At 60.9% G+C, this 8,815-nt stretch carries 7 protein-coding genes and 2 pseudogenes; 6 read left to right on the top strand and 3 right to left on the bottom strand.

The window, feature by feature from the left end; all coding sequences use genetic code 11:
• The 4 genes and pseudogenes from EOA79_RS32985 to EOA79_RS26070 form a co-directional block, all read left to right on the top strand.
• A pseudogene (locus EOA79_RS32985) lies at positions 1-416 on the top strand (peptide ABC transporter substrate-binding protein); the annotation flags it as partial.
• 64 nt (positions 417-480) lie between these two features.
• Positions 481-1,527 (top strand): ABC transporter permease, encoded by a 1,047-nt coding sequence (locus EOA79_RS26080; RefSeq protein WP_095832867.1) that lies wholly within the window; start codon positions 481-483, stop codon positions 1,525-1,527.
• Between the two features lie 65 nt (positions 1,528-1,592).
• Entirely contained in the window at positions 1,593-2,417 is an 825-nt protein-coding gene (locus EOA79_RS26075) for an ABC transporter permease (protein ID WP_245460790.1), read from the top strand.
• Positions 2,407-4,062 carry an ABC transporter ATP-binding protein gene (locus tag EOA79_RS26070; RefSeq protein WP_127240639.1) on the top strand — a complete coding sequence of 552 codons (1,656 nt, stop codon included), beginning with the start codon at positions 2,407-2,409 and terminating at the stop codon, positions 4,060-4,062. Before EOA79_RS26075 ends, EOA79_RS26070 begins: the two co-directional genes overlap by 11 nt.
• Before the next feature lie 198 nt (positions 4,063-4,260).
• Here EOA79_RS26070 and EOA79_RS26065 read toward each other — a convergent pair whose 3' ends face one another.
• On the bottom strand, positions 4,261-4,722 hold the full coding sequence (locus EOA79_RS26065; protein ID WP_127335406.1) for a cupin domain-containing protein: 462 nt from the start codon (positions 4,720-4,722) through the stop codon (positions 4,261-4,263).
• Between the two features lie 110 nt (positions 4,723-4,832).
• On the opposite strand from EOA79_RS26065, the gene EOA79_RS26060 reads away from it, so the two are divergent.
• Complete coding sequence (locus EOA79_RS26060; RefSeq protein ID WP_127241975.1) at positions 4,833-6,395, top strand: winged helix-turn-helix domain-containing tetratricopeptide repeat protein; 1,563 nt, start codon at positions 4,833-4,835, stop codon at positions 6,393-6,395.
• A gap of 78 nt (positions 6,396-6,473) precedes the next feature.
• Here EOA79_RS26060 and EOA79_RS26055 read toward each other — a convergent pair whose 3' ends face one another.
• Complete coding sequence (locus EOA79_RS26055; RefSeq protein ID WP_127241976.1) at positions 6,474-6,923, bottom strand: cupin domain-containing protein; 450 nt, start codon at positions 6,921-6,923, stop codon at positions 6,474-6,476.
• A gap of 171 nt (positions 6,924-7,094) precedes the next feature.
• Here EOA79_RS26055 and EOA79_RS26050 point away from each other — a divergent pair, with 171 nt between their 5' ends.
• Positions 7,095-8,204 carry a helix-turn-helix transcriptional regulator gene (locus EOA79_RS26050; RefSeq protein WP_127241977.1) on the top strand — a complete coding sequence of 370 codons (1,110 nt, stop codon included), beginning with the start codon at positions 7,095-7,097 and terminating at the stop codon, positions 8,202-8,204.
• A 219-nt stretch (positions 8,205-8,423) separates the two neighbouring features.
• Here EOA79_RS26050 and EOA79_RS26045 read toward each other — a convergent pair.
• Positions 8,424-8,815 (bottom strand): annotated as a pseudogene (locus EOA79_RS26045) (hypothetical protein); the annotation flags it as partial.

The raw sequence follows: 8,815 nt of genomic DNA, 5'->3' as shown, positions 1-8,815 counted from the left end.
CCGCAGCACAGTGCGGCATCGACGTCAATGTGGTGCGCGAGGCGGAGGACGCCTATTGGGACAATGTCTGGCTCAAGAAACCGTGGTGCGCTTCCTATTGGAGCGGTCGCGCGACAGCCGACTGGATGTTCACACAAGCCTTCGCAGCGGAATCCAGCTGGAACGAGTCATTCTGGAAAAATCCTCGTTTCAACGAATTGCTTGTCCAAGCACGAGCCGAGACGGATGAAACCAAGCGCGCCGCTATGTATGGCGAGATGCAACAGCTGGCCCACGACGATAGTGGGAGCATCGTGCTGGTGTTTAACAACTTCGTCAGCGCCCAATCCAAGAAACTAGGCCATGGCGATGTGGCGCCGAATTGGGAAAATGACGGACTGAAGATGGCAGAGCGCTGGTGGATGGCGGAGGCGTAGGGGTGTTTGCCAGCTGCGTCGCTCGCCCTGCGGACGGCGCAATCCTGGGAATGCGCGCATGCGTTTGAATCCGGTCGCAAAGACGGTTCTACAACGGTTAGGCCTCGGCCTAATTACCCTGTTCGTCGTCTCGATCATCATTTTTTCGGCGATTGCAATGCTCCCCGGCGACTTCGCCAAGGCGACACTCGGTCAATCTGCCACCCCGGAAACGGTCGCGGCCCTTCAACACGAGATCGGCCTCGATCGCCCCCCAGTTGAGCGTTACTTCAGCTGGATCGGTAAGATGGCAAAGGGTGACTTTGGATCCTCTTTTGCCAGTCGAACCGGCTACCGGCGGACGGTCGCCGAGATCATCGCACCTCGCCTTTACAACACCATGTTCCTGGCGGTCATGACCGCTCTCATCGCGGTGCCGCTGGCGCTGGGGCTGGGCATTGTCGCGGCCCTATATCGCAACAGCTGGTTCGATCGGGTTGTGAACACGGTAACACTTACGACCATTTCGTTCCCGGAATTCTTCGTTGCCTACATGCTCGCTTTCCTGATTATCTCGCGCGATACCTTTGCGGGAACCGAATTCGCACAGTCTTTACCTGTCTGGCTGGCAATTTCGATCAACTGGACCCTGAACGTCGTGCCGAAGTTCCCAACTCTGGCCAATATCAACGACCAGACCCCTTTCTGGGACCACGTCTGGCGCGCCGCTCTGCCGTCAATCACGCTCACGCTTGTCATCGTTGCTCACATGATGCGGATGACGCGCGCAGCGATCCTCAACATGCTTTCGAGCCCCTATATCGACATGGCCCGGTTGAAGGGAATGAGGCCAATGGTGGTCGTGCTTCGGCACGCGTTGCCAAACGCCTGGGCCCCGATTGTGACGGTTGTGGCCTTCAATCTTGCGTATCTCATCGTCGGCGTCGTGGTTGTCGAGGTGGTGTTCGTCTACCCCGGCGTCGGCCAACTGATGGTCGATGCCGTGAGATCGAGAGACGTACCGGTTGTTCAAGCCTGCGCGCTTGTGTTCGCCGCTACCTACATCCTGCTCAACCTGATCGCCGACATCATCTCGATCGCAACCAATCCGAGACTTTTGCACCCACGATGACAAGTGCAGAGCCTGTGATCCAGACCACCAGGGCGCCAAGGGTAAGGCGGACGCGCCGATCTCGCATGACTATAGCGCTGAAGAAGGCCCCGCTCAGCGCCTGGTTCGGTATGGGCGTGATCCTCTGCTACGTTGTTGTCGCATTGTTTGCGCCTCTCATCGCTCCATATCGAGAAACACAGGTCTTTAGCGAGGCATTCGCGCCCTGGAGCCACGAGTTTGCGTTCGGGACTGACCAACTCGGTCGCGACATGCTTACGCGACTGATCTACGGCGCCCGCAACACGATCGGCATCGCCTTCATCACAACTATCTTGTCCTTTGCAGCGGGTGTGACGCTCGGCCTTCTCGCTGCAATGTACCGGGGGTGGCTAGACCAACTATTGTCACGCGCCGTGGACGTGTTGATGTCGATCCCGAGCCTGATTTTCGCGCTGATGTTGCTTTCGATATTCGGATCTTCGATAACCAGCCTCATCTTGGTCATAGCGCTGCTCGATTCGACGCGCGTGTTCCGTCTGGCCCGAGCAGTTGGCCTGAACGTAGTAGTGATGGAATATGTCGAGGTCGCGCAGCTGCGGGGCGAAGGCCCCGCATGGATTCTCCGCAAGGAAATCCTGCCCAACATTCTGCCGCCGCTCATCGCGGAGTTTGGTCTGCGATTCTGTTTTGTTTTTCTGACCATTGCGGCATTGTCGTTCCTGGGCGTCGGCATACAGCCGCCATCCGCCGATTGGGGATCGATGGTGCGGGAAAACGCGACGCTGCTTACTTATGGCGATGTCACGCCGCTTTTGCCCGCGGGCGCCATTGCCCTTCTCACAGTAGCGGTGAACTTCGTCGTGGACTGGTTTCTGCATTCAACGAGCGGGCTGCGTGATGAAAAGTAGCAGTGTCATCGCGCGCGAAAGGGGGACAGATCTTCTCACGGTCCGCGACCTTCACGTTGAAGGATTCTCCGACGAGCGCTGGCACCCGATCGTGCGCGGTGTGGGTTTCTCGCTCAAGCGCGGAGAAGTGTTGGGCCTGATTGGCGAATCCGGTGCCGGGAAGTCCACTATCGGCCTTGCTGCAATGGGATATGCCAAGCCAGGATGCCGCATTACCCGCGGCTCGGTGCTGTTCGATGGGGTCGATCTTTTGTCGATGAGCGAAGCACGCCGTCGGCGGCTCCGAGGCTCCCGCATTGCTTATGTGGCGCAAAGCGCGGCTGCCTGGTTCAACCCGGCTCACCGGCTGCTTGATCAGACCGTGGAAACGGCGGTTGCGCACGGGATCGCCAGCCGAGGTGAGGCCAACCGTGATGCTGTGGAGCTCTATAAACGCCTCCAACTTCCAGAGCCCGAGACCATAGGCTTCCGCTATCCGCATCAGGTATCCGGTGGCCAGTTGCAGCGAGCCATGACCGCCATGGCTATGGCTTGCCGACCCGACCTGATTGTGTTCGATGAGCCGACAACTGCGCTCGATGTGACGACTCAAGTCGAGGTCTTGGCCTCGATCCGCAGGGTCGTTGAGGAATTTAACACTGCAGCGATATACGTGACACACGATCTGGCGGTAGTGGCGCAAATGGCGGACCGGATCATGGTTCTACGCCACGGACAAACTGTCGAGGAAGCGGGTACACGGCAGATGCTCACAGCTCCTGCTCAGGAATACACTCGGACGCTCTGGGCTGTGCGCAAACTTGCCAAGCCGGAGATAGAGGCCCGGGACCACATACTTACCATCGACAATGTCACCGCCGCATATGCCGGAAGGGTCAAGGTGCTGTCGGACGTGTCCATCAGGGTTCCGCGTGGCCGAACAGTCGCGTTGGTGGGTGAATCAGGGTCCGGGAAATCGACACTCGCCCGTGTCGTGACCGGTTTGCTGCCTGCTATGTCCGGGTCGATCTCATTTGACGCCCAGCCGCTTCCCTTGTCTTTAAAGCAGCGCTCGAAAGACCTGCTGCGGCGTATACAAATGATCTATCAATCGCCGGACAGCGCGCTTAACCCTCGCCAGACTGTCGAGGAGGTAATCGCGCGTCCGCTCGAGTTCTATTTAGGCTTAAAAGGGGAGCAGCGCGACCGCCGGATCGGCGAACTCATGCATATGATCGAGATGGACGAAAGTTTCCTCGACAGGCTGCCGGGTGAATTGTCCGGAGGCCAGAAACAGCGGATCTGCATTGCGCGCGCGCTCGCCGCGAATCCCGAGCTCATCATCTGTGACGAGGTCACTTCGGCTCTGGATCAAATTGTGCAAGAAGAAATCTTGAAGCTTCTAATACGCCTACAGCGCGAACTCGGCGTCAGCTACATCTTTATCACCCATGATATCGCGACAGTAAGAGCAATCGCGGACGAGGTCGTCGTCATGCACCAAGGGAAGGTTGTGGAGCAGGGTCCAAAAACCGAGATACTGACGTCACCCCACGCTGCCTACACCGAACTGCTACTCTCCTCCGTCCCGGCAATGGATCCGGATTGGCTGACGGGACTTCTAGCAAAACGGAAGCGCCAAGGCACTCTGGACGCGGCTGGCTAAACAGCCCTGCGCACCGGATCAGCACTTCTCGAATTCTTATTGCCCAAGTTTGATGGCGTCTCCAACGCGAAAATGCCGCGACGGCAGCTCTGCGCCTCATTACGGCCGTAGCGACATTCACGTGACCTTCTGAACTGACATCGCCGGCGAGCAGCGCGACGCTGCGACAGCCCCAAGGTATGGTTGCGCTAGCCCCATTCACGCGCGCGCCGTCAGCGTCGAAAGTTGGTCGGTGTCGTAGCGGTTTCGCAGATCGGCGAGCGCTTTTGGATCGGGCGCCCCACGCGCCGCCAGGATGGCCAGCTCTTCGAAATAATGCTCGTGGCCAGGCGGAGAGACGGTCATCAGCACGCGCGCAGGCTTCTCGCTGACATTGGTGATGTTGTGCGGCACGCCCGGCGGGATGAACAGGAAGGTTCCCGGCGTTGCACGGATCGTCCTGTCGCCGACATGCCATTCACACTCGCCCTCGAGCAGATAGAAGGTCTCCTCCTGCACCCGGTGCACATGCCGCCCGGTGGCGAATTCCGGCGGGATCGTCCAGTCGAACATGCTGGAATGCCTGGTATTTTCATCGGTGACGAGGAACGTCATGGGATGGCCCCGCAGCATGACGCCCTTCTTCTCGTCAGGCATGCGGATGACGGCATCAGCGCTCATATGATCCTCCTCTGGCAGGGCGCTTGTTTCTGGCAAGCGTTCGCGCAAACATCGGCCGCTCGCGCCGGAAAGTCGTGAATCCGTTGCCAAAAATTTGCTAAAAGGCTCCAATGACAGTCAGGGGCGATGTCTACCGCTTTGGCCCTTTTCGCCTCGATCCGGAGGTGGGCATTCTCTTTTACGGCACCGAGCCGACCATGCTCGGGCAACGCGCCGTCGCGCTGCTGCGGCTACTGATCCAGAATGCGGGCGTGCCCGTGTCCAAGGACGCGTTGATCGACGCCGGCTGGGGCGGATCGGCGGTTGCCGACAACAATCTGACGGTCCAGATCGCAGCCTTGCGCCGGACATTGGCCGACGCCGCGAAAGTCGCCGACTGGATCGAAACATTGCCGCGCCGTGGCTATCGCTATGTCGGACCTGCCGTCGCCACCAATGTTCCCGATACATCGGCCGCCATCCGCGCCACGTCGGCGCCGAGCTTGCCTGACAAGCCCTCCGTCGCGGTCCTGCCATTCTCGAATTTGAGCGGCGATCCGCAGCAAGAGTATTTTGCCGATGGGATGGTGGACGACATCATCACAGGCCTGGCGCGCATCAAATGGCTGTTCGTCATCGCGCGAAACTCGACCTTCTCCTACAAGGGTCGCGCCGTCGACGTGAAGCAGATCGGCCGCGAGCTTGGCGTTCGCTATGTGCTCCAAGGCAGTGTGCGCAAGGCCGGCGGCAGCGTGCGGGTCACCGCGCAGATGATCGATGCTTCGACCGGCGGCCATGTCTGGGCCGAGCGCTATGACCGCAGCTCCGACGACATCTTCGCGCTCCAAGACGAGATCGCGCTGGCAGCAGTGGGCGCGATTGCGCCAAGCGTGCGGAAGGCCGAAATCGAACGCGTCAGGCGCAAACGCCCCGATAGCCTCGATGCCTACGATCTCGTGCTGCAGGCGCAGCCTGATGTCGATTCAGGCATGCCGGAGCAAGTGACCAGAGCGCTGGTCCTACTCGGGCGTGCGATCGCGCTCGAACCTACCTATGCGCTGGCGCATGGCAACGCCGCGATGTGCCATCACTGTCTATTTCTTCGCGCCGGCCTGCAGGAGATCAACCGCGCTTCTTCGATCCGCCACGCGCGGTCGGCCATCGTCCACGGACAGGATGATGCTCTCGCCCTGACATGGGCGGGCTTTTCCATCGCAATGGATGCACATGATCGTGCCGCTGCGTTTGCGGCATTGGAAGCCGCCCTCGCCATCAGCCCGTCATCGGCCCTGACCTACATCCTTGGCAGCGTCATTCTCGGATGGAGCGGTGAAGCGGAGCGGGCGATAGAATGGAGCAAGCAGGGTTTGCGGCTGAGCCCCTTCGATTCGTGGGCCTGGGCCGCCTTTGACGCGCAGGCGATGAGCCATTTGCTGCGCGGCCGCTACGAAGAGGCTTGCCGTGCTGCCTACAAGTCCGTCCAAGCCAATCCGGCGCATAGCATCACCTATGTGCAATTGGCGGCCGCGCTGGCCAAGCTTGGCCGGCTGGACGAAGCGAAGGCAGCCGCCGCTCGCGTGATCCAACTCCAGCCGGCCTTCCGCTACAGCCGCCAGTTTGCCGGTGTTAATTGCGCGCCCGCGCTCGCGGAGGCTCTTGGCAGCGCGCTACGGGCAGCCGGATTGCCAGAGTAGCTCAACACCGCACGAACTCGTTGAGCGGTTCGAGGGGAAGCTCGATATCTCCTTGATCGGATGATGTCGGCGCGACGCCTAACGTCCAGCGACGACCAGGGGTGGCCCGGTAATCTCCATGTCGAACTGGGCCGCGATCGCTTTTATTTCGGCGAGATTGCGCGGAATTTCCAGCCCCTGCGCGGCAACCGTCGGAAAAAAGCCCTCGAGACCACCGGGTGACAAGATGGCGATCCATCGCGCACGCTCCACGACAATGAACGCATGCTCGACGCCAGCCGGGATGTAGATCATGCTTCCGGCGCTGCGTTCGAAAGTCTCCCCGGCGCGCCAGAAGCGTAGCCGTCCTTGGAGTATGACGAAGACTTCGTCCGCCTCAAGGTGACGGTGGCGCGGCGGTCCGTCGCCCGGATCGGCATCGGATGCAAATGCCCCAAGCTTGCCGCCGGACTCTTGCGCCGTCAGCAGCGTTTCGTAGTGTGTGCCGTTCCAATTGGTTTGAGTGCCAGGTGCTGCCTGTGTTTGCATCTTCGCCACATGGGTTGGAGTGAAGCTTTGATGACATAACGATAGCTACACGTTGAGCCTCGGCGGGCGCCTCCTATGAACCTATGAGATGCGGCGAACGGTTGTCAGCAACGCCGGCTTCCGGCACACTGCAACTCCCTTCAGGTGAGGGTGCGGAGAAATCCGGCACACATGCACGACTTCGACGGCATGGTCGGACAAATCTACGATGCGGCGGTCGAACCCGGCCGCTGGCCGCGGGTTCTTGAGACGCTGTCGGATTTCCTCGAAGGCGCCGCCACCAAGCTGACGTTCCAGAACGCAAAGACGTTGCGCAGCGAAGCGAGTTCGGTCCGCATGCCGCCGGAGGCGGACCTCACCTACGCGCAGTACTACTACAAGACCAATGTGTTCCTGCCGTGTATCGCCAGGCTGAGCGCCGGCACGTTGATCCCGATTTGGGACCTGCTGCCGCGCGAGGTCTACCGGCGCTCCGAGTTCTACAACGACTTCTGCCGGCCCGGCGACATGTGCCACTCGATCGGGGTCGTGCTTGCCAACGAGCCGGACATGCGCGTCGTGTTCACCTGCGGACGCGCCGAGGCGACAGGAGAGTTCGAGCCCGAGCACCTCGACCGGCTGCGCCGCATCGGGCCGCATCTGGTTCGCGCGGCGAGCGTGGGACTGCGTCTCTCGCGTTCGGAGATCGCCAGGAGTGCCAATGTCGAGGCGCTCCACCGCGTCGCCCAGGGCTTGCTGATCGTGGCAGCAAACGGCGAGATCCTGTTTGCCAACCGGGCGGCCGAAGCACTGCTTACCGAAGCCGACGGGATCAGGATCGAGAAATCTGCTGTGCGTGCAACCAAGCCCACGGATGCCGGACAATTCCAGCGGCTGATCGCCACGGCGGCGGAACGGTCGGATGCCGTGGGCGGCGTAATGGCGCTCGGCCGGCCGGTGCCGCGCCGATCGCTGAGCGTGCTGGTGGCGCCGCTGAAGATCGAGTTGACATGGTTCGTGACCGGCCGGCCCGCCGCAATCGTGTTCGTGGCCGATCCGGACAGCGCGCCGCGGACCATGCAGGGCCAGTTGCGCACTCTCTATCGGTTGACCCCAACCGAGGCGGCCGTGGCCATAACGATCGCCCGCGGCGAAGGGCTGCAGGCGGTCGCCGACGAACTCGGCATCAGCCTGACCACGGCGAGGACCCACCTGCAGCACGTGTTCGAAAAGACGGAGACGCGACGACAGGCGGGGCTGGTGCGTCTCATCGCAGCGAGCGGCGTTTACGAGCGACAATAGCCGGTCGCAGCGAGGCTCGCCGCAGGTCGCAAGAGCCTCTGAACGACATCGCACGCACGCGGACGCAGTGGTCTGATCCTTCCGCTCTGCAAGCTGCCGGTCCGCTTGCGGCCCCCTTCCAGGCATTTACAGTGCCCGTCGATCGCCGAACTGGGCCAAAGCTGCTGACGTCGAAACATTAAGCGCTAATCTATGCTTCGAAAGCTAGGGCGAGGAGCCTCATGCGGCAGCTTTCGACGCAGACGAGCGGCGCTTGCCGCCGGACTTGGAATCGCACTTGCGCTTTGAAAGGTGCGCAAGCAGAGCCGCCAAACCCATCGCATTGAGAACCCGCGTCCTAGGAACGCCCCCCTTGCGTGCCATCTCCACACCCCAATGCATGTGGTCGAGTTCGCGGATCGAATGCGCGTCCGGATTGATGCTGAAGATGCAGCCGTAGTCGAGTGCCTTCTGATGCCACCGCCAGTCGAGATCGAGCCGCCAAGGATGCGCGTTGATTTCGACAGCGACACCATATCTCGCGCACGTTCTGAGGACCTTGTCGATGTCGAGATCATAGCCGGGGCGCCGCAACAACTGGCGACCGGTCATGTGTCCGATGATTGTCGTGA

It is taken from the genome of Mesorhizobium sp. M1A.F.Ca.IN.020.03.2.1, from assembly GCF_004023205.1.
GTDB lineage: Bacteria > Pseudomonadota > Alphaproteobacteria > Rhizobiales > Rhizobiaceae > Mesorhizobium.
Note: the sequence above shows the minus strand (reverse complement) of the source record. Positions and strands in the feature narration are given on the sequence as shown.

Excerpts from the sequence above, each read along its gene's own strand:
- EOA79_RS26075 (WP_245460790.1), top strand. The coding sequence starts at position 1,593 with ATGACTATAGCGCTGAAGAAGGCCCCGCTCAGCGCCTGGTTCGGTATG.
- EOA79_RS26070 (WP_127240639.1), top strand. The coding sequence starts at position 2,407 with ATGAAAAGTAGCAGTGTCATCGCGCGCGAAAGGGGGACAGATCTTCTC.
- EOA79_RS26065 (WP_127335406.1), bottom strand. The coding sequence starts at position 4,722 with ATGAGCGCTGATGCCGTCATCCGCATGCCTGACGAGAAGAAGGGCGTC.
- EOA79_RS26060 (WP_127241975.1), top strand. The coding sequence starts at position 4,833 with ATGACAGTCAGGGGCGATGTCTACCGCTTTGGCCCTTTTCGCCTCGAT.
- EOA79_RS26055 (WP_127241976.1), bottom strand. The coding sequence starts at position 6,923 with ATGCAAACACAGGCAGCACCTGGCACTCAAACCAATTGGAACGGCACA.
- EOA79_RS26050 (WP_127241977.1), top strand. The coding sequence starts at position 7,095 with ATGCACGACTTCGACGGCATGGTCGGACAAATCTACGATGCGGCGGTC.